A 24,886-nucleotide genomic window follows, 5' to 3' on the forward strand; every position below is an offset into this window, starting at 1 on the left:
CGTTACATCCCCCGTCGGCGCGCGGCGATCCTCTGCAGCACGCTGAACACGCCGAGCGCGAGCAACAGCCCCGCGACGACGCCAACCACGCCGAGCACGACCGGGTGCCGCGCCGCATGCGTCCAGACGCGCGCATACCACGGCACGAAGCCGACCACGTACGGCTCGCCGACACGCAGGCTGTCGACCTGCCCCGGCCGCACCAGCGCGAGGTCGCCCTGCAACTGCGACACGAGGCCCGGCTTCTCGAATACGTCGAGCAGGTCGGCCAGGCGCGTCTGGTCGGTCGCCGTCAGCGCAACGACGCTGCGGCCGTGGCTGCCCGGCAGCTCGAACCCGGCGAGCGCGGCGAGCGCGCCCGTCTGTTCGACATGCGCGCCGCCGTCGGCCATGCCGACGCCGTTGCGCCAGCGCTCCTTCACCGAGAATGCGACACGCGTCGCGCCCGTGCCGGGCTGCTGGTCGATCGACAGCGGCAGCGCCGCGCGCCAGCGCGACAGCAACGGCGACGCGGGCGAGCCGTCGATCACGAGCAGGTCCTTGCGGCCCGCCAGCGCGGCAACGTCGCCGGGCCGCGCGACCTGCACGCGCAGCGCGGGGAAGCCGGTCCACTGACCCATGTGGCCGAGCATCGTCAGGTAGGCTTCGAGCTCGTGCGGCGACGGCCGGTCGGGAATCACGACGGCCGTCTGCGACAGGTCGGCGAAACGCGTGAACGGGAAGCCGCTGTTCGCGAAGAACGCCAGATTCGGCAATTGCGCGTAGTGGACGAAGTGCGAGAAGTCGATCGTCGAATCGGGATCGATCGCCGCGCGCTGCGGCTCGGTCGCGGTGCTTGCGCAGAGCCCCGTCTTCTGCGAATCGAGCGTGAAGCGGAACTGCAGCTGGTTGCCGCTGCCGACGCGGAATGCCGGGATGTCGACATCGCTCGTCACGCGCCCTTCCGGCACCGACAGCAGCGGCAGCTGCATGCGCCCGCGCGCGTCTTCCGCATGGGCCGGCCCGAGCCGGTACGACTTCACGAGCTGCTCGTTGATCTCGACGGCGAGCGTCGAGTTGTCCTGCACGGTCGGCGCCGTATAGCGATAGCGCAGCGTGATCGGCACGCCCGAGCCGTTCCACGAATGGAGATCGGCCGGCACGCGCAGGTTCAGCCGGATCGCGTCGGGCGACGTGCCGCGCACTTCGAGTTCGCGCGGATCCGGCACCAGCTCGCGGAACGCGATCGGCCGGTTCACCGGCAGCCAGCGCGGTGCGTCGTACGGCTGGCGCGGCGCGCCGAGATCGACGTGCGCGACCGTCGCCGCCGGGCCCGACAGCGCCGCGCGGCCGAGCACGAGCGTGGCGACCGCGTCGTCGACCTCGGCCGCCGTGCGGCCCGTCGCGACCAGCAGCTTGCGGCCCGGCGCGGCCGGGTTGTCGGCGACGGCGAGCAGCGGGCCGTTGATCGACGGCAGCGCGAGGCCGGCCGGCAGCGTCGCAGCCGTGCCGACCACCACCGCCTGGTCGTCGGCCGGCAGCGCCGCTGCGACCGGGAAGCGTGCCTGCCGGTAATCGGCCTGCGCGCCGAACCACGACGCGAGCACACCGGCGCTGCGCAGCGTCGCCGAGTCGGGCGACGCCGGCAGCACGAACGGCAGCCGCAGCAGTCCGTTGTCACGCCGGTCGAAGAACGGCGCGGGCAGCAGTGCGAGATCGTTCGGCAGGCGCACCGGCGACTCGTCGAGAATCAGCTCGCTGGTCGGGCTCACGTCGGCCCACAGTGCCGAGTTCGACGGATCCTCGCAGTGATCGAGCGTGTAGTGCGCGATCAGGCGCAGCCCGATCTGGTTGAAGTCGGAGAAATAGCGCGGATCGATCGGGATGTCCTGCGTGACCGTGCGGCCCGCGCGCGCCGCGTCGAACGGGACGGTCGCGACCACCTCGCCGTTCATCGACACTTTCAGGTGCGACATCGGGAACACCAGCGACGGCGAGTACGCATAGGTCAGGCGCAGCCGTGCGCCGGTGACCACCCGGTCGAGCCGTACGCCCGCGCTGATCGTGCGCGCATCGTCGGCGCCGCGCAGGCGCACCGGATCGAATGCGCCAAGCGACGCGAACGGCAGGTGCACGGTCGTCGCCGGCAGGCCGGCGGCGCTCGGCGCGGCCGCGAGCGGCGGCACGGCCGCGCCGCTGGCGAGCGCCGGCCCGGGCGGACTGCCCGCGGACGCCGAAGCGGCCGCGGGCACCGCCGGCATCGGTGCGGCCGACAGCGCGGCCGCATGAAACGCGCCAAACGTGGCGACCGACAGGACGAACAACGACATCGCCGCCTTCATGCGCGGCCCCGCATCGTCGCGATCATCCGGTCATCAAGCGCGTCGCGATCGGCGCGCGCAAAGCAGCTATGCCCGTGAGTGCACATCCCCACTGCTTCCCCTCATGTCTGGCCTGAATGCATTTATGGAAACGACGCGCCGGACTCCTCCGCTGCCGGTTCGTCGTACTGCGCGCGCCTGGCACCGGCGCACGCCCATTCGTCACACTATCTCAAAATTAGGGCAGAACTTACCCTGATTCGTGATGACGAAGGGAAAAAAACTCAATTCGGTCGGAAATGCTGCGCGCCGCGATTGAATGGCAAGAATTACGCCGTTGCTGGCGGTCGGGCCGCCCGGCATACTGCCGGCTGGCCGGACGGCGACCACGACCCGTTGCGACCCGTTGCGAGCCGCCGGAACGCGCTGCCGCGTGAGCGGCGCGTATGCTACCGCAAGCCCGCGTCGCGCGCTGCGTTTTCTCGATGGAAAACTGACCTGGATCAAATCGTCGACACCGCCACCCCGTCCTCCGACACGCTGCTGCGCATCATCGCCGCGCGCATGCTCGGCACCGTGCGGCGCTCGGATACGGTTGCGCGGGTCGGCGGCGACGAGTTCGCGGTGATCCTGCCCAACGTCGGCAACCGCGACGATGTCGACGCGCAGCGCGCCCGGCTCGCCCGGCAGGTCGGCGAACCGTTCGAGTTCGAGGGGCATCCGCTGCGGCTCGGCGTCAGTGTCGGCGTCGCGATGCTGCCCGACGACGGCACCGACATGAACGCGCTGATCGAGCACGCGGACCAGGCGATGTACGAAGTGAAGCGCACGCGGACGCAGCGGGTGGCGCACGCGTGATGCACGACGCGTGCCGTGTCCCGCCGCCCGGGCCGCGACCGCGCGGCTAACCGACCCGCGGCAGCGCGATCGCCAGCCCGACCACGCTCCACTGCACGATCGCAACCAGCACGCCGGCACGGCACAGCCCGACCGCGCCGCGCACCCGCGCGTCGAGCGTGCGTCCGGCCTTCCCTTCATCGATCCAGCCGAGATCGGCGAGCGCCCGATCGAGCGCGGCGAGCCCGTCGTCGACCGACGCGTCGTCCGACACCGCCCGCGCCAGCGCGGCAAACAGCCGCCGGTCGATCTCGATGCGCACCGCGTACCACAGCGCGGCAATCCCCGACACGGTGCTGACCAGGGCCAGCAGCACGCGCGCGATCGTCGCCGGCGTCCAGCCCGACGCGATCCACCAGCCGGCACCGGCCGCGGCCAGCGCGGCCGCGATCGCCCACGCGCCCGCGTCGAGCGCACCGCGCGCGGCGGCGATCCGGAACGGGGCGGACGGGTCGCGCATCACGCCCCTCCCGTCACGCGGCGCCGGTCGATCCAGTCCTGCAGCACGGCCACGGCGTCGTTCGACCAGACCGCGCGCGGCCGCACCGCCCATACCGCCGCGAGCGCGTCGCGCGCGTCGCCGAGCCCGCGCCGCGCGGCAAGCCAGGCGGCCGCGCACAACACGCTGCGCCCGTAGCCGAGCGCGCAGCAGACCAGCACGTCGCGCCCTTCGGCATGCAGGCGTTCGAGTGCCGCGACGGCCGCCGCGAGCTGCGCGGAGGTTGGCGCGACGAGGTCGAGCTGCGGCACCGCCGCATACGCGAACGACGCGTCGGCCGCGGCCCAGCGCGGCATCTCGGCCGTCAGGTCGACGAGCGCGGTGAAACCGTGGCGCCGCATGTCGCGCGTGGTCGGCGCACGGCCGATCGACACGCGTTCGTCGATCCGCACCGGCGCCGGCTGCCGGAACGTCCACAGCCGCGAATTGACGAACGCGCCGGCGATCGTCGGTGCGAGCAGCCAGCGGATGAACACGGGGATGCGGCCCGCGTCGTCCTTCTGGAACGCACCGGGCGCCCCGCGCCGGTAGATCCACGCGACGCACGCGAGCGCCAGCGCGCCCCACCCGGCCGCCAGCGCCCAGCCCGGCGCACGCGACACGCAGTAAAGCGCCGCGAGCGCGACCAGCGCCGCGCCGAGCGCGTAGCGGCGCGCCAGCGCGCGGCCGGCGGCGGACGGCGAGCCCGCGGCACCCGGCAGCCGCCCCGCCGCGTCGCGCAACGGAAACAGGAACAGCGCCAGACAGCCGACGGCCGCGCCGGTCGGCACGTCGATCGCGTGATGCTGGTAGGTCGTCAGGACCGACACGCCGATCGCCGCGAACCACGGATGCAGCACGATGCGCGCGGCCGTGCCGCGCAGATGCTTTGCATAGACGGCCCACAGCACGACGAGCAGGCCGATGTGCAGCGACGGCGCCTGGTTGAACGGCTTGTCGAACCCCATCAGCAGCGTGAACAGCGCGCCGGCCGCGCCGAGCGCATCGGGGCGCTCGAAGCCGAAGCGCAGCGGCCACGCGATGAAGCACGCGACCGACACCAGCTGCACCGTCAACAGCCGCTTCACGTGATCGAGCAGATCGTCGCGGCGGGTCCAGAAGAAGAACGACAGCGCGTACAGCAGGTCGATCGACCAGTACGGCACGATGCTCCACGGCACGAACGGAATCGCGTGCTCCCAGCCGAACGCGAAGGTCGGCACCACCGCACGGCGCGCGGCGAGCCAGTTCGCGAAGCCGTAGGTGGAAAAGAACACGGCGCCCATCGCCGCGAGCCAGCCGACGCGCAGCGCGAACGACGCGTCGCGCGCGCCGGCCGCCGGCTCGGCGAGACCGTCCGCGCCGCCGCCGAGCGCGCTCATGACGCGTCGACCCGCTGCGCGAGACTGACCGTGAAGATGCCCATCTCGTCGATGCGCTGGTCGAGCTTGCGGAAACCGGCGCGCGCGACGAGTTCGTCCATCTCGGCCTGCGAGCGGCGGCGCATCACCCAGGTCGCGTCGCCACGGTGATTGTTCAGCGCACGCGCGATGAATTCGAGCTGCGGATGCCACGGCTGCCCCGTATAGACGAGATAGCCGCCGGGCGGCACCGCCTGCGCGAGCCCGCGCAGCGAGCGCTCGATCAACGCGTTCTCGCCGAACAGTTCATACAGCCCCGACACGATCGCGAGCGTCGGGCGCGGCTCGAGCGTCGCGAGCGACGCCTCGTCGAACGCGTCGCCGCGCTCGAAGCGCGCGATCGGCTCGAGGCCGCGCTGCGCGATCAGCACGCGCCCGGCCTCGACGTTCGGCGGGCTGTAGTCGCGCAGCGTGATGTCGTCGGGCGCCGCGCCGTCGCGTTCGGCGGCCGTCGCGATCGCGTCGAGCACGTAGCGTCCGTGCCCGGCCGCGATGTCGACGATCCGAACCGGTTCGCCGCGGCCGCGCAGCCGGCCGATCGCCGCGCCGATCAGCTCCTGCAGATGCACCTTGCGCTGACGGATGCCGACCCAGCCCGGCGAATCCAGATAGGTGCGGTCGATCAGCGCGCCGACGCCGAGCCGGCCCTGTGCGCGGTTGCGGTACACGTAGTCGAGCGTCGAACCCGAATCGAAGCCGAGCCGCAGCCCGAGCGCGATGCCGTCCGACAGCGCGCCGCCGGCCTTCAGGCCCGCCCGCGTGATCGCCCAGTACGCACGCGCGAACGGGTTCGCGGGCGGCCGGCCGAGCGCCGCGTATTCGTCGTGGAACGCGCCGCGCCGGTCGGCGTCGGCGAGCGACACGCGCGGGCTCGGCATATCGAACTCGCGCAGCACGAACGTGCGCAGCGGCGCGAGCGCCTGCGCGCGGTCGCGCTCGCCGAGCGTGTCGTGATAGAAGCCGGGCAGCACGATGCGCTCCTTGCGCGCGGCGCCGAGCCGCTCGAAGAAGCGGTCCTGCGGGCCGCGATGCACGACCCAGTCGGCGCCCGAAATCAACAGCTGCGTCGGCACCGTGATCGCGGCCGCATCGGCGACGATCCGCTTCGCGGTGTCGTGCAGGTCGAGCAGCATGTTGACGGCGATCGGCCGCGTGATCAGCGGATCGGCCGCATAGCTCGCGATCCGTTCGGGGTCGTGGGTGAGGAATTTCGGTTTCACGTAGCTGTTCACGTAGAACAGTCCGCGCAGCTTGTGCATCAACCGCAGCCCCGGCCGCGCGAACGGCACGTAGAGCTTGATGTGGAACGCGGGCGACGCGACCACGAGGCAGCGGATCGGCGGGGCGTAATCGTGAACCCAGGTAGCCGCGAGCACCGCGCCGACGCTCTGCCCGACCACGGCCATGTCCTCGATCGCGATGCCGTGCGTGTCGCGGATATGCTCGACGAAGGTCTGCAGGTCGCGCACCGACGCGGCCGCGCTCGGGCTGTAGCCGCGCGCGCCGGGCGAGCGGCCGTGGCCGCGCGCATCCCACGCGAAGAACGCGAAGTCCGGCAGGCCGAGCTCGTCGACGAGGTGCGCGACGCGCGCCGAATGTTCGTGGCCGCGATGCAGCAGCACGATCGCGCCGCGGCAGCGCGGGCCCGTCGCGGGCCAGTGACGATAGAACAGCGTTTCGCCGTCGTGCGTGATGAAGTCGGCCTCGCGGGCCGTGCGTGCGTTCATGCGTTTCTCTCGTCTCGTTATTCGAATCATGCGGCGCCGCCCTCCGGCACCGGTCCATCCAGGGCCGTCAGCCGCCCGCTTCGGCGACGCCGGCCTGCACGCGCCGCACCACCGTCACGATCGACAGCACGATCAGCACGCGCCACAGCCATGCGGCGACGCTGCCGACCGGCAGACCGAAGCCGATCCACAGCGCGAATGCGCCGAGCGCAAGCGCGCGGTCGCTCTTGCCGAACGGGCCGTCGTAGCGGCGCGTCGCGCCGGCGAGCGGGCCGATCAGCCCCGCGCATTCGACGATCACCGCCGTCAGCGCGAACAGCCAGACGTCGGCCGGCGCGAACGCGGGAATCGCGAGGAACGGCAGCACGAGCGCGACATCGGACACGACGTCGCCGAGCTCGTTCAGGTATGCGCCGAGCGTGCTCTTCTGCCCGTGTTCCCGCGCGAGCATGCCGTCGATCGCGTTGAGCGCCATCCGCACGAACAGCCAGATCGGGATCAGCAGGAACAGCACGCGGGCGAACACGCCGAGCCCGGCGAGCGCGCCGACGACGATCGAGCCGCCGGCCGCGAACAGCGTGACCTGGTTGGCGGTGACGCCGCGTTCGGCAAGCGAATCCGCGAACGGACGCAGACGGTTCTGGAATTTCGGTTTGAGTGCGTAGAGGCTCATCGTTTTATTGGTTCGTCACGTTCGGACACGTTTCCAGCCGCCATGCCCCGGGCGGCGCAACCGCCAGCGGCGGTTTTCGACAGGTGGTCGTCATCGTCGCCGAGCGGCCCCGACGCGTCAAGCCGCGCCCCGCTTCGGCCGCGCCGCGCAATCTGGCGTTTTTGACGGAAACTCGCGATAATCCGCTGGCCCGTGAGCGCAGCAACGCATTCGAACTGTGACCGGGCACTCGTGCAACAGCCGATTATCACGCCGCCGACCGGCGCATTCGCCGCGACGCAAAATGCGCGAGCGAATCGTCCGATTACCGCGGCCCTGCGACAGGCAGCCACGAATTTGAAAAAACTTGAACAATGGCCGTCTGGCGCGCATCCTGCCGCGCCGGCATTCCGGGATTCCGCCCGCCGCGCATGCGCGGCTGCGCGGGCATGCAGGCAGGAGGCGCGACGCCGATGAACATCCTGAACGTCTGGCAGCGCGATTTCCTGCTGTCGATCGTGCGGCTCGTCGCCGGTGCGTATCCGGTCTGGCATCAGGCGCCGCCGTCGCCGACGCAGAAGATCTACTTCTCGAACCACACGAGCCATATCGACACGCTCGCGATCCTCGCCGCACTGCCGCGCGACGTGCGCGCGGTCGTGCGGCCGGTCGCGGCACGCGACTACTGGGACAGCAGCGACCTGAAGCGCCACATCGCGCAGAAGCTGCTGAACGTCGTGCTGATCGACCGTCACCGTGACAGCGGCGGCGACCCGTTGGGCCCGGTGCGCGACGCCCTGCGGCAAGGCCACTCGATCATCATCTTCCCGGAAGGCACGCGCGGCGCCGACGTGTTGCCGCAACCGTTCAAGAGCGGCCTGTTCCATCTCGCGACCGAGTTTCCGCACGTCGCGCTGGCGCCCGTCTACCTCGAGAACCTGCAGCGCATCATGCCGAAGGGCGCGATCTGGCCCGTGCCGCTGATCTGCAAGGTGCACTTCGGCGCGAACGACGCGCTCGGCGCCGGCGAAGACAAGCCGACCTTCCTCGCCCGCATGCGCGACGCGATCGTCGCGCTCGCGCCGCCGCAGCGGCCGGCCGGCTGAACGCGGCGCCCCCCTCTCCCTTTTCCGGACTTCTTCATGCGAACTCTCTTCTGGGAACTGGTCGCGGGCGTCACCGGCGTGCTGCTGCTCGCGACCGTGGTCGGCGCGATCCTCGGCGCGCGCAGCGGCGGCACCAGCGCGACCATCGTCAACCTGAACCAGCGCATCCGCGCGTGGTGGGCGATGATCGCGATCATGGTCATCGCGATCAGCCTCGGCAACAACGTCACGTATCTGGTGTTCGCGCTGCTGTCGTACCTGACGCTGCGCGAATTCATCACGCTCACGCCGACGACCGCAAGCGACCACACGACGCTGTTCATCGCGTTCTTCGTCGCGATTCCGGTGCAGTACCTGCTGCTCGGGATCAACTGGTACGGCATGTACTCGATCTTCGTGCCGGTGCACCTGTTCTTCGCGATGTCGCTGGTGTCGGCGCTCACGCAGGACACGCGCGAATTCCTGAGCCGCAACGCGAAGATCAACTGGGCGCTGATGGTGTGCGTGTACGGGCTGAGCCACGCGCCGGCCGTGCTGATCCTCGACATTCCGCGCTATGCGGGGCAGAACGCGCTGCTGCTGTTCTTCTTCCTGTTCGTCGTGCAGGTCAGCGACGTGCTGCAATATGTGGTCGGCAAATTGTTCGGGCGGCGCAAGATCGCGCCGCGGCTGTCGCCGTCGAAGACGGTCGAAGGCTTCATCGGCGGCGGCCTGCTCGCGACGCTGTGCGGCGCGTCGCTGTATCGCGTGACGCCGTTCAGCTTCGGCGCGGCGTTCGGGATCTCGCTCGCGATCGTGATCGCGGGCTTCGTCGGCGGCCTCGTGCTGTCGGCCGTGAAGCGCTCGCTCGGCACCAAGGACTGGGGCTCGATGATCGCGGGCCACGGCGGGATGCTCGATCGCGTCGATTCGATCTGCTTCGCGGCGCCGGTGTTCTTCCACCTCGTGCGCTACCTGTACGTGTGAGGTGCGGGCGGCGCAACGCCGCCCGGTTTCGCGGTTCCGCGCACGAACCGCTCAATACCCTTCGCGCACGGCCTTCGGCACGATGTAGCGGCCGCGCGCCGCGTCGAACTTCACCGTATGGCGCGCGTGAATCGCGCGATCGCCACGCTTGCCGGTTTCGGTCACGATCAGCGGATAGACGCCATCGCCCGCGCGCGCGTCCGGCGCGATCGCGAAGCGGCGTTCCTCGCAGCGCGCCGGATCGTTCGCGCATTCGGTCGATTCCGCATTGTCGAGCGCTTCGTCGATGCGCGCCGCCGCCAGCACCAGCGCGTCGCCGTACGGCAGCCAGATCGAGCGGATGCTTTGCGTATAGCCTTGCCGCGAATCGCTGTCGCCGATGACGAAACCGAACAGGTGCGGCCCGAGCCGCTGGATGCTCACCGTGCCCGGCTCGCCGCGCCCGCCGGACGCGATGCCCGTCTTCTTCAGCGCCGCTTCGAGCGTCGTCCCGTCCTGCGACGGCCGAAGCACGTACAGGTCGATCGCGCCCGACGTGGCATCGGAATCCATCCCCGGCATCCCGTTCTGCACGGCGTCCTCGGTCTCGCCGCACATCGCGAGCAGCGTGCGCGGGCCGTCGGCCGTCGCGACGCGCAGCGATCCGCACGGCGCATAGACGAAATCGCCCGCGTCCGACTGCCAGCCCTTGCGATCGGCACGCCACTTGCCGTAGGTGTCGCGGATGAAACTTTGCAGCTGGCGGTCGGGATGCGTCGGCTCGGCGGCATGGGCAGGCGATACCGCGGCGAGCGCGGTGAACACCGCGAGGGCGGACAGTGCGGCCAGCGTTGCCGCGAACCGGCGCCCGCGCCCGGCCTCGCCATTCGTGCAGCCCGGCGTAACGATCTCGTTCTTCATTCCAGGATCCGGTCGATGCGCGCGGCCCCTGCCGCACGCGCGGGCCGATGCCCGCGAGCCCGTAGCGTACACGCACGCCGCGGCCCCGGCGCGCGCCGCATCACGCCGGCGCCATATCGGCCGTTTGCGGACGCGCAAGCTTGAATTCGCCGACCGTTTGCGCGAGCTGCGCCGCCTGCTCGCGCAACAGTGCCGCGGCGGCGGCGGACTCCTCGACGAGCGCCGCGTTCTGCTGCGTCGAGTGATCGAGCTGCGACACCGCCTGGTTCACCTGCGCGAGACCCGTGCTCTGCTCGTTCGCCGCAACCGTCATTTCCGCGATCACGCTTGTAATGCCGCGCACGCCCTCGACGATCTCGTCCATCGTGGCGCCCGCCGTGTGCACGAGTTCCGACCCGCCCTCGATCTTGTCGACGGACGCCTGGATCAGCTGCTTGATTTCCTTGGCGGCCTGCGCGCTGCGTTGCGCGAGCGTGCGCACCTCGCCCGCGACGACCGCGAAGCCGCGCCCGTGCTCGTTCGCGCGCGCCGCCTCGACGGCCGCATTCAACGCGAGGATGTTGGTCTGGAACGCGATGCCGTCGATCACGCCGATGATGTTCGAGATTTCGTTCGAGGCCGCCGTGATCTCGCCCATCGTCGCGACCACCTGGCTCACCACCTCGCCGCCGCGCGTCGCGACGCCCGACGCCGATTCCGCGAGCCGGTTCACCTGCGTCGCCGCATCGGCCGAGTTGCGCGCCGTGCCGGCAATCTCCTCGAGCGCTGCCGCGGTTTCCTGCAGGCTCGACGCCGCATGCTCGGTCCGGCTCGACAGGTCCTGGTTGCCCTGTGCGATCTCCGCGCTCGCCACGCTCACGGATTCACTGAACCCGCGGATCTGCAGCAGGATCGCCGAAATCTTTTCCGCAAACAGGTTGAACGCGCGCGCGATCTGCGCAGCCTCGTCGTTGCCGTCCGCCCGCAACCGCTTCGTCAGGTCGCCGCTCCCGCTCGCGACGTCGGTCAGCGCATCGCGCACCAGCAGCACGCGCTTGAATGCCGCATTCGTCAGCGCGCCGACGAGCGCGGCCGCGATACAGGCCACGATGACGATGGCCACGAGCGTCGTCGTCGCGACGGCGCGCATGCCGGCCGTCACGTCCGACCGGTCGAGCGCCATCACGAGCGACCAGTCCGTACCGGCGATCGGTTGCGCGCGCAGCAGCTTGGTCACGCCGTCCATCGCGATCGCCACCGGCTCGGTCGCGCTCTGCAGGCCGGTGAGACGCTCGGGCGTCAGTTCCGGTGACAGCTGCGTGGCGGGTTTCATGATCAGGTCGGTCTTCCCGCCCGCGATGAGACGCCCGCCGCGGTCGACGAGAAACGCGAAACTCGCCGGCGTCGGGTGCATCGACGCGACGATTGCGCTTGCGCGTTCCATGTAGAGACTCGCCGCCAGCACGCCCTTCAGCGCGCCGCCGCGCATGATCGGCACCGCGAATGCAAACGCCGGCTTGCCGGTCGACGCGTCCTGGTACAGCGCGGTGACGACGAGCCGGCCGGCCTCGACCGCCTGCTTGTACCACGGGCGCGCGGTCGGATCGTAACCGGACGCGAGCGGGATGTTCGAGAACGCCGTGCGGTCCGGCAGGCCGAGTGTCAGCACCTGGAACCCGCCCGACTTGCCGAGCAGCGTCAGTGCCGGCAGCGGATCGCCTTCGCCGATCGCCAGCGTATCCGCAAGCGCCTGCGTCTGCTGGGCGCGGCCGGCGACCCACTCGTCGATCGCCAGCGCGTGGCCGGCCAGGACCGACCGCAGGTTCTGGTCGATGGTCTCGTCGTTGTGTCGCTTGACAACCTCGTACACGAGGCCACCGGTGACGGCGAGTGCCGTGACGACGATGGCGACGCAGGTTGCCACGATCCGGGCGCGAATTGATGACAGCATGATGACGGCGATCTCCGGTTGCGCGTTGTTATCGAACAGTCAAATGAGTACGCAACCGGATTTAACGACCGGTCGCGACGCAACTTGAGGTTCGACTGGTCAGACCATGCAAAAAAACCGTGATGCACCGGCAGCGGGCGCGCCGATCGATACCCCCGAAGGGTTAATGCACCGGCGGGATGGGAAACGCGCCGCGGCGAGGCGCGGCGCGGCGCGGCGCGGCAGATCCTCGCCGGCGAACGCGTCGCGCACGCGGACGGTCGCCGCGAACTGCTGATTCCGTAACCGCGGTCACGCGCCCCGCCGGCGGCGCGCACCGCCACGCCGTCACGCCGGGTCGGGCACGTCGATCGCCAGCAGCGCGGAGCTGACCGACTTGCCGTGCGCGTCGAGTGCGAGCGAACGCGTGACGCCGCCGCCGAGCGCCTCGCGCAGCACGAAGTTGAACGCGGCGAGCGCAGGCAGTTCGTAGCGCACGACGTCGCCGTGCACGATGCCCGCGAGCCATGCCTTCACCGCCGGCGCATCGAGATGTGCGCGCAGGTGTTCATAGTGACGCGGATCGCGGCAGATGACCGACACGTTCAGCGTATTGCCCTTGTCGCCGGTGCGCGCATGCGCCAGTTCACGCAATTGCATCAGGCCTCCACGAATGAAAACGACGGCGCCACGGCCGCGCGCGGCAGCAGCACCGACTGCACCGCGATCACCTCGCGCGTCGACTTGAACGCACCGCCGCCGCCGGCCGGCCCGTTCGTATAAAGCGTCTCGACTTCGTTGCCGATCCGCGCGGCTTCGGCCGCACTCGCCGCACGGCCGGCGACCCGCACGCGGACTTCGGCCGGCTCGCCGCGCACGGCGGGCGTCGCGTCGCCATACAGCGAGTCGACGCCGATCAGATCGAAGCGCAACTCGGTCGCGGCCACGCCGGTCAGCGCGAGCCGCTCGCGGACGATGTCGAGCGCGAGCCGCGCGCGCGCCAGCGCCCCCGGCCCGCCGTAGGAGATCTGTCCTTCGCCGATATGGCCGTCGACGTATGCGACCGACACCTTCAGCGTATCCGTGCGCGCGGTGCCGCGCCCGCCCGTCACGCGCACGCGGTCCGGTGCCTCCTCCGTGACGGCCACGCGCGTGAAATCCGCGACGACGTCGGGCTGCAGGTAGCGCGCCGGATCATGGATCTCGTACAGCAGCTGTTCCTTGCAGGTCGCCGCGCTCACGCGGCCGCCCGCATGCGGCACCTTGGTGATCACGACCGAGCCGTCGGCCGCGACCTCGCCGATCGGGAAGCCGAGCCGCGCGAGATTCGGCACGTCCTTGTAGCCGGGGTCGGCGAAATAGCCGCCCGTCACCTGCCCCGCGCATTCGAGCAGATGGCCGACGACCGTCGCGGCCCCGAGCGTGTCCCAGTCGTCCATCCGCCAGCCGAACGCATGGATCAGCGGCGCGGCGAACAGCGACGGATCGGCGACGCGCCCGGTCAGCACGACGTCCGCGCCGGCCGCGAGCGCATCGACGATCGGCGCGGCGCCGAGATACGCGTTCGCGGACACGATGCGGTCGCGATACGCGGCGACTTCGTCGCCCGACTCCTCGAAGCGGAACGCCCCGCGCAGCACGACGTCGAGCACGTCGTCGCCTTCGACCGCCGCGACCTTCAGCCCCGCGAGGCCGAGCGACTGCGCGATCCGCGCGGTGCGCCGCGCGGCCGCGCGCGGGTTGGCCGCGCCCATGTTCGACACGATCCTCACGCGCTTGTCCGCGGCCACCGGCAGCACGGCACGCATGCGCGCGTCGAGCAGCGGATCGTAGCCGAGCGACGGATCCTTGCGCCGCGCCTGCTGCGCGATCGCGATCGTGCGCTCGGCCAGGCATTCGAAGACGAGATAGTCCAGCTGCCCGTGTTCGGCCAGTTCGACCGCCGGCTCGATCCGGTCGCCCGAGTAGCCGGCGCCCGCGCCGATGCGCACGCGCCGTTCGTGTGGTGGCTTTACTGTCATGTCCGTACCGTCATCCGGCGCGCCGCGCCGGGAGAGATCAAAAAACGCCCAGCACGACGCATGCGATCGTCATCACGATCGAGGCGCCGAACAGCAGCGGGAACGTGAATTTCTGGTGCTCGGCCAGCTCGATCCCGCACAGGCCGACGACGAGGAACGTCGCGGGCGTCAGCGGGCTGACCGGAAACCCGGTCGTCATCTGGCCGAGCAGCGCGGCCTGCCCGACCTGCACGGCCGGCACGCCGAGCTGGCCGGCCACTTCCGCGATCACCGGCAGCACGCCGAAGTAGAACGAATCGGGATCGAACAGCATGCTGAGCGGCATCGACGCGAAGCCGAGCGCGACCGGGATGTGGCCGGCCATCGACGGCGGCACGAAGCCGACCGCCGCCTGCGCCATCGCCTTCAGCATCCCGCTGCCCTGCATGACCCCAGTGAACACGCCGGCCGCGAGCAGGATGCCGGCCATCATCAGCGCCGCGCGCGCATGCGCGTCGATGCGCTTTCGCTGCATGTCGACGTCCGGGTAGTTCACCAGCAGCGCGACGCACAGCCCGACCATGAACATGATCGCGGGCGGGATCTTCTCGCCCATCACGACCATCGTGCCGAGCACGACGAGCGTCAGCACCAGGTTGAACCAGAACAGGTGCGGCCGGCGCAGCGCCTGTTCGTCGGGTGTCAGCTCGCGTTTGGGCAGCGGGATCGACGCATCGTCGCGCGACAGGCCGAGCCGCTTCTCCTCGCGCCGCCCGAGCCAGTATGCGACGCCGAACACGAACACGAGCCCGATCGCCTGCACCGGAATCAGCGGATTGAACAACGCCGACACCGGCAGGTGCAGCGATGCCGACGCACGGATCATCGGCCCCGTCCACGGCAGGAAGTTGATCCCCGCGGCCATCGACACCGCGGCGGCCAGCACGCGCCGGTCCATCTTCAGGCGGTCGTACAGCGGCAGCACCGCGGGAATCGTCACGAGAAAGCAGACGGCGCCCGAGCCATCGAGGTGGATCAGCAGCGCGAGCAGCGTCGTGCCCATCACGATCCGCGTGGGCCGCGTGCCGACCGCGCGCAGGATGCGGTCGATGATCGGGTCGAGCGTGCCGGCGTCGGTGATCGTCCCGAAATAGAGGATCGCGAACACGAACATCCCGACGACGGGCGCGAGGCCCTTCAGCCCGTCGATCACGAATTTGCTCGTGTGCAGCCCGAAGCCGCCGATCAGCGACGCCGCGATCGGCACGATGATCAGCGCGACGAGCGGCGACATGCGTTTCGACAGAATCGCGGCCAGCAGCACGACGATCGTGCCCAGCCCGAGTAACGGCAGCATCCGTGTCTCCTACCTTGTCTTTTGTTGGAGACGAGCGTAAGGTCGGCGCAGCGATAGCACAATTGAAATGATTTGATCGCAGCAATCACGAACCGTTATGGATCTGAACCTTCGCGACATTCGCGCGTTCGTCACCGTCGCGCACGCCGGCAACTTCACGCGCGCGGCCGCGCGGCTGTTCGACCGCAACAGCCGCAGCGTCGCGCTCACGCAGACCGGGCGCGAGCTGCTGCCGCTGCTGCAGCGCGCGCTCGACGACATGGAGCGCGTGCTGCGCGATGCGCGCGCGCTCGGCGAAGGCGCGAGCGGCACGGTACGGCTCGCGTGCCTGCCGACCTTCGCATCCAGCCTGCTGCCGGAGCTGATCCAGTCGTTCCGGCGCGACGTGCCGCGCGCGGGGTTCGACATTCGCGACGGCGTCGCGAGCCTCGTCACCGCGCTGGTGCGCAACGAGGAAGCCGATCTCGGATTGACGGGCGGCGACACGTTCGATGCGTCGCTGGAGGTGCTGTATGCGGGCGCCGACCGGCTCGTCGCCGTGTGCCCGAAGGATCATCCGCTCGCGCGCAAGCGGCGCGTGCGTACCGCCGACGTCGCCGCCGTGCCGCTCGTGCTGACCGCGCAGGGCACGAGCGTGCGCAGCGTCGTCGATGCCGCGCTGGACGCGGCCGGCTGCACGCCCGACATCGCGTGCGAACCGACCTACATGATGACGGCCGTCGCGATGGTGCGCGGCGGCCTCGGCGTGACGATCCTGCCGGCAACCGCGCGCGAGGTGCGCGCCGAGCCCGACCTCGTCGCGAAGCCGATCGACGACCCCGCGTTCGTGCGGCCGATCGCGCTCGTCGCGAAGCGCGGGCGCACGCTGTCGCGCGTCGCGCAGGCGTTCGCCGACGTGATGCTCGCGGAATTGAAAAAGCGCGCGTGAGCCGCGCGCCCGGAACGGCGGCCGACAACCGGCCGGCTGCTTACTGCGGGTCCGGCTGGCCCGGATCGACGTGCAGCGACTCGCCGATCGCGTAGAAGTTGCCGCCCGCGATGTAGTGCAGGCTGCGCAGCGCCGGATCGGCCGATTCGAAATACCAGTGACCGTCGCGGAACACGCGCGTGTCGGACCACGCGCCGACCACCTCGCCGATGAACAGGTCGTAGGTCTGCTGGTTGTGCGGCTCGGGAATCAGCTTGCACGCGAGCCAGCCGGAGCAGCCGGCGACGAACGGCAGGTCATGGCCTTCGACGTCGAACAGCGTGACGCCCGCGTCGCGCAGCTTGTCGGGCCGCTCGGCGAGACTGTGACTGCCGACCGCATGCGTGAGCTGCAGTTGCGCGGCCGTCGGCACCTGGATCACGAACGTGCCGCTGCGCTCGACGAGCTCGCGCGTCTTCGCGGACTTGTCGAGCACGACCGTCAGTTTCGGCGGCAGGAAATCGAGCGCGCAGGCCCACGCGGCGGCCATCACGTTGTCGACGCCGTCGTGGCGGGCAGACACGAGCACGGTCGGGCCGTGGTTGAGGAGACGGTAGGCTTTCTTCAGCTCCACCGGAGCGATGTGACGGTCCATGCGAGTTTCCCTGGTGAGCGGCGCGATGCGCGCCGGCCGAAGGCCGCATTCTCGCACTCCACGCCGATCGCCGCCGACGCTGCGCAAGGCTGCGCGTGTCGTCCTGGGCGGCCGGCTGCGCGCGGTGTCGAGCGGCTGGTCGGCCGGAATCGCATGGCGGATGCCGGATGGCGGATTCATCGACACCGCGGCTGCGGCCGCCGTCATCGTTTCCGGGCTGCACACCGGCGCCCCGTGCCGTTTTCCTTCCCATCGCTGCGCGATTCATTACCGTATTCGCGGCGCAACTGACGCGTGGCGTCAGTATTGCGACTGCGATCAGCGCCGGCCTGCGCGCGAGAATCAGCCTTTTTTACCGATTCCATTGCGTCGCGCTGCGATACCGACGCCAGGGAGAATGCCCGACAAGCGCGCGGGCAAATGCAAAGGAAAGTTTGACGCCAGCCATTTGCCTGCGCGCTATGGCACACTTCGCGTCTGCGTAATTTCCTTGCACCGGGCGGCCGGATTCCGCCCCATCCTGCCATGCCGCGTCAGACTGCCCGTTCGATCAGCCATGCCACGCCGAAGATCGCCGCGACGATCGCGCTGTCGTGCGCGCTGCACGGGCTCGCGCGGGCCGACTGCCTCGACGACGCGGCCACGTTCCAGAAGGTGAGCGTGAGCCTGCTGCGCGGCATCGCGCAGGTCGAATCGGGGATGAATCCGAACGCCGTCAACACCAACACGAACGGCACCGTCGACATCGGCCTGATGCAGATCAACAGCACCTGGCTGCCGACGCTCGCGCGCGAAGGCATCACGCGGGAAAGCCTGTTCGATGCGTGCACCAACGCGTACGTCGGCGCGTGGATCCTGTCGCAGAACATCCGCCAGCTCGGCGCCAACTGGACCGCGATCGGCGCGTACAACGCCGCGTCGCCCGACAAGCGCCTCGCGTATGCCCGCAAGGTCTATGATGCAATCCGGACCATGCCGGATTCGCCGGATACTCCCATGCCCATCCTTCCACCCTCCTTTACGCCGCCGCAGCAGGTGCAGGCGTATAACCCGTTCGCGAGCCTGAGCGTGCCGGCGCCGCCGGTCACGCGTGCCCGCACGCTCGCGCCGGCCGCACCGCCGCCGCAGCCGCAAGGCGGGCCTGCCGGCCCGGCCGGCACGTACAACTTCGGCTGGACCGTCACGGGCGCCGACCAGGCCAAGCCGACCCAGGTGTTCGACGACGGCGCGCGGATCTACGTGCAGTTCAGCGACATGAAGCATGTGCCGGCGATCTTCACCGAAACGTCGTCGGGCCGCGTGCTGATGTCGTGGGAGCTGCAGTTCCCGTATGCCGTTCTGACGCGTCCCGCGCAAACGTTGATCTTCCAGCTCGGGCCGTTCGAAGCGCGCGCGCAGCGTGGCGCGGCGGGCACGATGATGCAGGCGGGGGCTGGAGCGGCAGCGGGAACGCAGCGTTCGGGCGCGGCGCCGGCAACGGCTGCCGCGGCACCCGCATCGAAACAGCCCGCGCATGCGCCGGCGAAGCGTACGGCTTCGGCCGATGCACTGTGGTATCTGAATACGCCGTCGACGTCGGGATCGGCATCGACCGCGAGCACCGCGAATACGCCGACGACATCCAGCGCGCCCGCCACGTGGCCCACCGCGGTGACGTCGTCGAACACGCCGCCTGCCGCCTCGGCCCAGGCACCGGCCGCGGCGACACCAGCCACGCGCGTCAGCACCGACGCGCTCTGGTATATCTCGAAGTAACGGGCGCGCGCAGGGGTTCGCCAGCCGCCGCCGCGTTCACTTCGTCACGGTCGGTGCAAGTTCGGGCGTGTTCATATCGTCCGCCCATGGCAGGTCGGCCCTGCCGTTCACGCTGAAATGCACGCGCAGTCGCACGACGTCGACGATTCCGGCTGCGGGATCGCCCCATCGGCACAACCCGTCACCCGCGCCGCACCCAGATCACCTTGCCGTCGCGCATGCCGAGATCGCGGCGCTCCTGCCGGTAATCCATCGTGCCCGGCAACGACTTGCCGTCGCGCTCGAGCACGCGCCACAGGCAGCCGTCGAGCAGCGCGGCCGCATCGGCCTCGGTCTTGCCGATCAGCGCGTCGTCCGGCGTCGCATCCGCCTGGCACGCAGGCGCGGCGTTCGGCGCGGCGCCGCCGGCAGTGGCGTTGGGGTGCTTCACGTTCATGTCCGCACATCCTGCAAAGGTTGCGCTCGCAACGAGTGCGACGAGCATCGCGATCGTGTTCGTGTTCGTGTTCTTCATCGGTTTCCCCCTGTCGCGGCCCGGCGTGCTGCCGGCCCCGCCTGCATGTTACCGCACGCAATGCGCGGCGAACGCGCAACACCGACGCATCGCGTGCGGCATGCGCGCGCCGGCGCCCATTCAGAATTTGTAGGTCGCGCCGGCCATCCCGTAGTAGTTGCTGCGAGACTGGACGATCGGGCTGTCGCCGTGGCGCCCAAGCAACCGCGCCACGCCACCCGTCGCGAGCACCGACCAGTGCCGCGACAGGTTCCAGTGCCACGCGACCGACATCGTCGCGCTGTCGATCCCGCCGCGCGTCGAATACGGCCGGAAGCGGCTCGTCATCGACTGTGCATCGGTCACGCCGTAGAACGTCTGCGCGTAGCGACCGGTGCCAGCATGCACGCTGCCCGTCACGACGATCTCGTGCTGCGCGGTCTTGAACACCGGCACCGCGAGATCGACGTGCCCCGACACGCCGCGCGACGTACGCGTCACCGGCGTGTCGACCGTGACGCTCAGTTCGGCCGCGTCGAACAGCGTCACACCTGCCCGCACGCCGACGAGCACCGAACCCGGAATCCGGCCCATCCCCTTCAGGTAGTCCGAACCCGGCAGGTCGAAGCGGTTCTCGTCCGCGCGGCCCGGATCGTAGCTGACCGCCGCCGACACGAACGCACCATGCGGCAGATCCAGCCGGTAGCCGGCCCCTTCCGCACTGTCGATGAAGAAGCCGTTGCCGAATTTCGCGGAAAACCCCGGCGCCACGACGCCGCGATACTGGTTGCTCCCCTGGTAGCGCGGCGCGAACCCGCCGCCGAGCGAAATCGAATACTGGTTTTCCGCGTGGGCGGCGGCGGCAAGGGTCAGGCCGGCAAGCGGCACGCAATAGCGGGAGCGGCGAACGGTTGAGCGCACGATATTCAGACAAGAGTGACGGAGCCCGAAGTCTAGGTGCCGCCATGCGCCGGGACTGTCCGGAATCTGCGGGGAATCTGTGCTCAATTGTGTTCGATTGTTCGCGATTGTCGTCCTGCTGCCCGGGCCGCCGGAACGCCGGATAGAATTTGCGTGCCGTGCCGCGCATCCGCCTGCCGGGTGCAGGACGACACGCGCGTATCGAGGAGACCATGTACGACAACCCGCTCAAATACCGTGTGCTGCTGATCGAGGACGACGACCGCCTCGCGCAGCTCGTGCGCGAATACCTCGACAACTATGAATTCGCGGTAACGGTCGTGCGGCGCGGCGACCTGGCCGTCGCGGCGGTGCGCGAGCACCAGCCCGCGCTCGTGATACTCGACCTGATGCTGCCGAATCTCGACGGGATGGAAGTGTGCCGGCGCATTCGCGCCTTCACCAACGTCCCGGTGCTGATTCTCACCGCGCGCGCGGACGTCTACGACCAGGTCGCGGGCCTCGAAACCGGCGCCGACGACTACGTGACGAAGCCGATCGAGCCGCGCGTGCTGGTGGCGCGCGCCCGCGCGCTGCTGCGCCGCGCACAACCGGCCGCGACCGAAACACCCGCCGCCGCGCCCGACGCGCTGGTATTCGGCGAACTGACGATCTCGCCGCCGAACCGCACCGTCACGTGGCGCGGCGAACCGGTCGACCTGAAGACCGCCGAATTCAACCTGCTGCTGATCCTCGCGCGCGCGGCCGGCACCGTGCTGAGCCGCGACGACATCCTGAAGCAGTTGCGCGGGATCGAGTTCGACGGGCTCGACCGCTCGGTCGATTCCGGCATCTCGAAGCTGCGCCGCCGTTTCGAGGATGCGTCGTCGGAGCCGCACAAGATCAAGACGATCTGGGGCCGCGGCTACCTGTTCAGCCCTTCCGCGTGGGACGAATAAATGCTGCGCCCGTTGATCAGGCTGTACCTCATCGTGATCCTGTGCGTCGCCGGATCGATCATGTTCATTCAGTTGTCGTTCGACCGGATCTTCTATGATCGCGTCGCGCAAGCGCAGCGCGATTCGCTGACAACCTACGCGTTCGTGCTGAACGATTATCTGGAACGCCATCCGGGCGCGCAGCGCATGCTCGCGCTGCGCGAACTCGCGAAGCACGGCAACGAGGGATTCGGCTTCGTGACGATGGCCGATGCCCGCGCGCAATTGAGCGGCACGCCGCTGCGCGATCTCGACGCCGGCCGGATCGCGATCAGCTACGACGGCAAGGACTACTACATGCCACTCGCGGACGGCTCCGTTCTGCATGCGCGCCCGACCGAGGCAGCCGATCTCGACATCAAGATTTACGCCTACTTGCTGCTCGCGCTCGCCGCGCTGTTCGCGGTCGTGCTGTGGATCTCGTACCACTGGCGCGACCTGCGCAAGCTGCAGGCCGCCGCCCACGCATTCGGCGCGGGCAACCTGTCGACGCGCGTGAGGCTGTCCGGCCGCTCGAACATCTATGAGCTGTCGCAGCAGTTCAACGACATGGCCGAGCGGATCGAGGCATCGATCAAGCAGCAGCGCGAGATGATGCACGGGATCTCGCACGAGCTGAAGACGCCGCTCGCACGCCTCGAATTCGGGCTCGCGCTGCTCGCCGACTCCGACGAGAGCGGTCGGACACGCGAACGCCGCGACGAACTGCGGCGCGACGTGCGCGAACTCGACGACCTGGTGACCGAATTGCTGACGATCGGGCGGCTCGAACAAGGCGCAAGCGAACTCGCGCCGATGGACGTCATCGTCGAGGCGTTGATCGACAGCGTCGCCGGCAACGTCGCGAACGACGTCGCCGATTGCGGCATCACGCTCGGCGTGTCGACGGCCGGCGCACCCGCCACTCACGTGTGCGATCCGAAACTCGTCGCACGCGCGCTGCTGAACCTGATCCGCAACGGCGCACGCTATGCGGCGCGCACGGTCCTGCTGTCCGCGACGCACGATGCGTCCGGCGCACTGGTGCTGAGCGTCGACGACGACGGCCCCGGCATTCCGGTCGCCGAACGCGCGCGCGTGTTCGAACCGTTCCAGCGGCTCGATTCGAGCCGCGACCGGCAGACCGGCGGGTTCGGTCTCGGGCTCGCGATCGTGCGGCGCGTTGCGCTCGTGCACGGCGGCAACGTGCGGCTCGAGGATTCGCCGCTCGGCGGCGCACGCTTCGTGATTTCGCTGCCGGCGCGAACCCTGCCGGACTTCCTGGGCGACGCGCAGGCAAGTGCGGCACGCGGCCGGTGCGGCGTCGCCCGCGCGGCTTCATCGCTTCGACAAGCGGTTGCGCGGCCGCGCGACGACACATGATGTGCCGCCCCCCGCTCGCCCGCTGCACACCGCCGGCCGCTCAGCGCCGGCGCAACAGCGCGACGAAGAACAGGCTGCCGAACAGCGCGGTCACGATGCCGATCGGCAAATCCTCCGGCGCCGCGAGCGTGCGTGCGGCGACGTCGGCCCATACGAGCAGGATCGCGCCCGTCAGCGCGGCGACCGGCAGCAGCCGGCCGTGCTCGGCGCCCACGACGCGGCGGCACAGATGCGGCGTCACGAGCCCGATGAAGCCGATCGCGCCGCTCACCGCGACCATTGCACCGGTCGCGAACGACGCGACGACGAACACCTCACGCCGCATCCGGCCGCCCGACACGCCGAGCGCGGCGGCCGCGACGTCGCCCGACATCAGCGCATTCAGCTCGCGCCGCCGCGCATGGAGCGCACCGCCCGCGAGCACCGCGCACATGGCCGGCACCGGCAGCAGGTCCCAGCGCGCGAGCCCGACGCCGCCGAGCATCCAGAACAGCACCGACGACGCGGCGCGCTGGTCGCCCAGATACAGCAGCAGGTTGCCGAACGCGGCCATCATGAACGACACGGACACGCCGGCGAGCAGCAGCCGGTCAGAGTCGAGCCGGCCGCGCCGGTACGCGAGCGCGACGACACACGCGGTCGCGGCCAGCGCACCCGCGAACGCGGCGGCCGACAGCGTGAACGGGCCCAATGCGGCGCCGGCCACCATCGTGACCGCAACGGCGCCGAGCATCGCGCCCGCGCTCACGCCGAGCAGGTGCGGATCGGCGAGACGGTTCGCGGTCGCCGCCTGCAGCGCGACGCCGACCGCCGCGAGCGTCGCGCCGACGATCGCGGCGAGCAGCGCGCGCGGCATCCGGATCAGCCAGACGATGCTGTCGTCGCCCGTGCCGGTTGCGAACGAAGCGGCCGCGCCGAACGCGGACGCGACGTGCGCTGCGACGATCCGCACCGCGACCGGCATCGCGATCGGCGCGGGGCCGAACGCGGCGGACACGACGATCGATACCGCCAGCAGCGCCGTCAGCAACGGCAGCATCACGCGCGGGCCAAGCCGCGGCCCCCCGCCCCGCCCGCTCATCGCGACGGCCCGGCGAACGCGGCCGGATACAGTGCGCGCGCCAGCGCCTCGACGGCCGCGACGTTCTCGGGGCCCGGCGTCGCCGCGTCGTACGGAATCACGACGAAGCGCCGGTCGCGGATCGCGGCGACGCGTGCGAGCGCCGGCTGGCTCAGCAGGAACTGCTGCTTCTGCGCGGCCGTCACGGCCGAGTAGTCGACGATCACGATCGCCTGCGGATCGCGCGCGACCACGCTTTCCCAGCTGACCTGCGTCCAGCTGCGCGGCAGGTCGTCCATCACGTTGCGCGCGCCGGCCGCGGCGAGCAGCGCGCTCGGCATCGCGAGCCCGCCCGCGGTCATCGGCTTGTCGGTGCCGCTGTCATAGACGAACACGCGCAGCGGCGCGGGACGTCCGATCGCGCGCGCCACCGCCGCGAGACGCGCGCGCATGCCGGCGACGACCTGCGCGGCGCGCGCGTCGACACCGAAGATCCGGCCGAGATTGGTCAGGTCGCGAAACATGTCGTCGAACGACGCGGGCGGCCGCTTCATCACGTGCGAGCACGACTCGGTCAGCTCATACGTGCGGATGCCGAACGGTGCGAGCGTCGCCGGCGTTACCGCGCCACCGACGTGCATCCCGTAGTTCCAGCCGGCGAGATAGAAGTCCGCGCGCGCGGCCGCCAGCACCTCGAGCGACGGATACTGCGCGGCCAGTTCCGGCACGCCGCGCAGCGCGTCGCGCACGCGCGCGGTGCCGGCCTTCCAGCCGCCGATACCGGTATAGCCGACGAGGCGGTCCTTCAGGCCGAGCACGAGCATCATCTCGGTCAGGTTCACGTCGTTGCTCACCGCGCGCGTCGGTGCGCGCTCGAACGTCAGGTCGCGATCGCAACTGCGCACGGTGACGGGATAGGCGCCGGCATGCGCCGCCGCGCAGCCGAGCACGGCGGCGGCGACCAGTCGGCGGCGAAGCAGGTGAGGAAACGGGCGGGAAAGCGACGAACGCCACGATCGGCGGCATGAAGCGGAAAACGGCAT

Annotated in this window: 23 protein-coding genes; 8 read left to right on the forward strand and 15 right to left on the reverse strand. The window is 70.1% G+C overall.

Annotation, left to right across the window (positions count from 1 at the left end; genetic code table 11):
* Nucleotides 1-2 precede the first annotated feature (2 nt).
* A complete protein-coding gene (bcsB, locus tag DIE22_RS14505) occupies nucleotides 3-2,321 on the reverse strand; it encodes a cellulose biosynthesis cyclic di-GMP-binding regulatory protein BcsB (RefSeq protein WP_124500955.1) in 2,319 nt (772 codons plus the stop codon).
* Between the two features lie 78 nt (nucleotides 2,322-2,399).
* On the opposite strand from bcsB, the gene DIE22_RS38745 reads away from it, so the two are divergent.
* The gene (locus DIE22_RS38745; RefSeq protein WP_260426672.1) at nucleotides 2,400-3,158 is read left to right on the forward strand and encodes a diguanylate cyclase domain-containing protein; all 759 of its coding nucleotides are present in this window, start codon (nucleotides 2,400-2,402) and stop codon (nucleotides 3,156-3,158) included.
* 46 nt (nucleotides 3,159-3,204) lie between these two features.
* Here the strand turns inward: DIE22_RS38745 and DIE22_RS14515 are convergent, their stop codons facing one another.
* The 4 genes from DIE22_RS14515 to DIE22_RS14530 form a co-directional block, all read right to left on the reverse strand.
* Nucleotides 3,205-3,657, reverse strand: a complete 453-nt coding sequence (locus DIE22_RS14515) for a hypothetical protein (protein ID WP_124500956.1) — start codon at nucleotides 3,655-3,657, stop codon at nucleotides 3,205-3,207.
* Nucleotides 3,657-5,057 (reverse strand): phosphatase PAP2/dual specificity phosphatase family protein, encoded by a 1,401-nt coding sequence (locus tag DIE22_RS14520; protein ID WP_124500957.1) that lies wholly within the window; start codon nucleotides 5,055-5,057, stop codon nucleotides 3,657-3,659. The genes DIE22_RS14515 and DIE22_RS14520 overlap by 1 nt, the downstream gene beginning before the upstream one ends.
* Nucleotides 5,054-6,823: a bifunctional alpha/beta hydrolase/class I SAM-dependent methyltransferase gene (locus tag DIE22_RS14525; RefSeq protein WP_124500958.1), complete on the reverse strand. Its 1,770-nt coding sequence runs from the start codon at nucleotides 6,821-6,823 to the stop codon at nucleotides 5,054-5,056. Before DIE22_RS14525 ends, DIE22_RS14520 begins: the two co-directional genes overlap by 4 nt.
* Nucleotides 6,824-6,890: 67 nt before the next feature.
* Nucleotides 6,891-7,496: a CDP-alcohol phosphatidyltransferase family protein gene (locus DIE22_RS14530; RefSeq protein WP_006757190.1), complete on the reverse strand. Its 606-nt coding sequence runs from the start codon at nucleotides 7,494-7,496 to the stop codon at nucleotides 6,891-6,893.
* An 83-nt stretch (nucleotides 7,497-7,579) separates the two neighbouring features.
* On the opposite strand from DIE22_RS14530, the gene DIE22_RS38210 reads away from it, so the two are divergent.
* The 3 genes from DIE22_RS38210 to DIE22_RS14545 all read left to right on the forward strand — a co-directional run bounded on the left by DIE22_RS38210 (nucleotide 7,580) and on the right by DIE22_RS14545 (nucleotide 9,547).
* Nucleotides 7,580-7,717: a hypothetical protein gene (locus DIE22_RS38210; RefSeq protein WP_185640614.1), complete on the forward strand. Its 138-nt coding sequence runs from the start codon at nucleotides 7,580-7,582 to the stop codon at nucleotides 7,715-7,717.
* A gap of 231 nt (nucleotides 7,718-7,948) precedes the next feature.
* Nucleotides 7,949-8,581, forward strand: coding sequence for a lysophospholipid acyltransferase family protein (locus DIE22_RS14540; protein WP_124605370.1), 633 nt, complete (start codon nucleotides 7,949-7,951; stop codon nucleotides 8,579-8,581).
* A gap of 36 nt (nucleotides 8,582-8,617) precedes the next feature.
* Nucleotides 8,618-9,547 (forward strand): phosphatidate cytidylyltransferase, encoded by a 930-nt coding sequence (locus DIE22_RS14545; protein ID WP_124605371.1) that lies wholly within the window; start codon nucleotides 8,618-8,620, stop codon nucleotides 9,545-9,547.
* Between the two features lie 51 nt (nucleotides 9,548-9,598).
* Here DIE22_RS14545 and DIE22_RS14550 read toward each other — a convergent pair whose 3' ends face one another.
* The 5 genes from DIE22_RS14550 to DIE22_RS14570 form a co-directional block, all read right to left on the reverse strand.
* Nucleotides 9,599-10,447 carry a topoisomerase IV gene (locus tag DIE22_RS14550; RefSeq protein WP_124605372.1) on the reverse strand — a complete coding sequence of 283 codons (849 nt, stop codon included), beginning with the start codon at nucleotides 10,445-10,447 and terminating at the stop codon, nucleotides 9,599-9,601.
* A 100-nt stretch (nucleotides 10,448-10,547) separates the two neighbouring features.
* Entirely contained in the window at nucleotides 10,548-12,377 is a 1,830-nt protein-coding gene (locus DIE22_RS14555; protein WP_124605373.1) for a methyl-accepting chemotaxis protein, read from the reverse strand.
* A gap of 327 nt (nucleotides 12,378-12,704) precedes the next feature.
* Nucleotides 12,705-13,016 carry a hypothetical protein gene (locus DIE22_RS14560; RefSeq protein WP_124605374.1) on the reverse strand — a complete coding sequence of 104 codons (312 nt, stop codon included), beginning with the start codon at nucleotides 13,014-13,016 and terminating at the stop codon, nucleotides 12,705-12,707.
* The gene (locus tag DIE22_RS14565) at nucleotides 13,016-14,377 is read right to left on the reverse strand and encodes an acyclic terpene utilization AtuA family protein (protein WP_124605375.1); all 1,362 of its coding nucleotides are present in this window, start codon (nucleotides 14,375-14,377) and stop codon (nucleotides 13,016-13,018) included. Before DIE22_RS14565 ends, DIE22_RS14560 begins: the two co-directional genes overlap by 1 nt.
* A 37-nt stretch (nucleotides 14,378-14,414) precedes the next feature.
* On the reverse strand, nucleotides 14,415-15,713 hold the full coding sequence (locus DIE22_RS14570; RefSeq protein ID WP_124500966.1) for a CitMHS family transporter: 1,299 nt from the start codon (nucleotides 15,711-15,713) through the stop codon (nucleotides 14,415-14,417).
* A 97-nt stretch (nucleotides 15,714-15,810) separates the two neighbouring features.
* Here DIE22_RS14570 and DIE22_RS14575 point away from each other — a divergent pair, with 97 nt between their 5' ends.
* Nucleotides 15,811-16,641 carry a LysR family transcriptional regulator gene (locus DIE22_RS14575; RefSeq protein WP_124605376.1) on the forward strand — a complete coding sequence of 277 codons (831 nt, stop codon included), beginning with the start codon at nucleotides 15,811-15,813 and terminating at the stop codon, nucleotides 16,639-16,641.
* 40 nt (nucleotides 16,642-16,681) lie between these two features.
* Here the strand turns inward: DIE22_RS14575 and DIE22_RS14580 are convergent, their stop codons facing one another.
* Nucleotides 16,682-17,275, reverse strand: a complete 594-nt coding sequence (locus DIE22_RS14580; RefSeq protein WP_124605377.1) for a flavin reductase family protein — start codon at nucleotides 17,273-17,275, stop codon at nucleotides 16,682-16,684.
* Between the two features lie 525 nt (nucleotides 17,276-17,800).
* On the opposite strand from DIE22_RS14580, the gene DIE22_RS14585 reads away from it, so the two are divergent.
* Nucleotides 17,801-19,030, forward strand: coding sequence for a transglycosylase SLT domain-containing protein (locus tag DIE22_RS14585; RefSeq protein ID WP_124605378.1), 1,230 nt, complete (start codon nucleotides 17,801-17,803; stop codon nucleotides 19,028-19,030).
* 181 nt (nucleotides 19,031-19,211) lie between these two features.
* On the opposite strand, the gene DIE22_RS14590 is transcribed toward DIE22_RS14585, so the two are convergent.
* Nucleotides 19,212-19,544: a hypothetical protein gene (locus DIE22_RS14590; RefSeq protein WP_260426673.1), complete on the reverse strand. Its 333-nt coding sequence runs from the start codon at nucleotides 19,542-19,544 to the stop codon at nucleotides 19,212-19,214.
* Nucleotides 19,545-19,664: 120 nt separating this feature from the next.
* Entirely contained in the window at nucleotides 19,665-20,411 is a 747-nt protein-coding gene (locus DIE22_RS14600; protein ID WP_124605450.1) for a MipA/OmpV family protein, read from the reverse strand.
* A gap of 245 nt (nucleotides 20,412-20,656) precedes the next feature.
* Here DIE22_RS14600 and DIE22_RS14605 point away from each other — a divergent pair, with 245 nt between their 5' ends.
* The gene (locus DIE22_RS14605; protein WP_124605381.1) at nucleotides 20,657-21,382 is read left to right on the forward strand and encodes a response regulator; all 726 of its coding nucleotides are present in this window, start codon (nucleotides 20,657-20,659) and stop codon (nucleotides 21,380-21,382) included.
* Complete coding sequence (locus DIE22_RS14610; protein ID WP_124605382.1) at nucleotides 21,383-22,783, forward strand: ATP-binding protein; 1,401 nt, start codon at nucleotides 21,383-21,385, stop codon at nucleotides 22,781-22,783. It abuts the gene before it with no gap.
* A gap of 40 nt (nucleotides 22,784-22,823) precedes the next feature.
* Here DIE22_RS14610 and DIE22_RS14615 read toward each other — a convergent pair whose 3' ends face one another.
* Complete coding sequence (locus DIE22_RS14615; RefSeq protein ID WP_124605383.1) at nucleotides 22,824-23,864, reverse strand: iron ABC transporter permease; 1,041 nt, start codon at nucleotides 23,862-23,864, stop codon at nucleotides 22,824-22,826.
* A complete protein-coding gene (locus DIE22_RS14620; protein ID WP_260426674.1) occupies nucleotides 23,861-24,886 on the reverse strand; it encodes an ABC transporter substrate-binding protein in 1,026 nt (341 codons plus the stop codon). The genes DIE22_RS14615 and DIE22_RS14620 overlap by 4 nt, the downstream gene beginning before the upstream one ends.

Origin of the sequence: Burkholderia sp. Bp9142 (assembly GCF_003853415.1) — a bacterium.
In the GTDB taxonomy this organism is placed as follows: domain Bacteria; phylum Pseudomonadota; class Gammaproteobacteria; order Burkholderiales; family Burkholderiaceae; genus Burkholderia.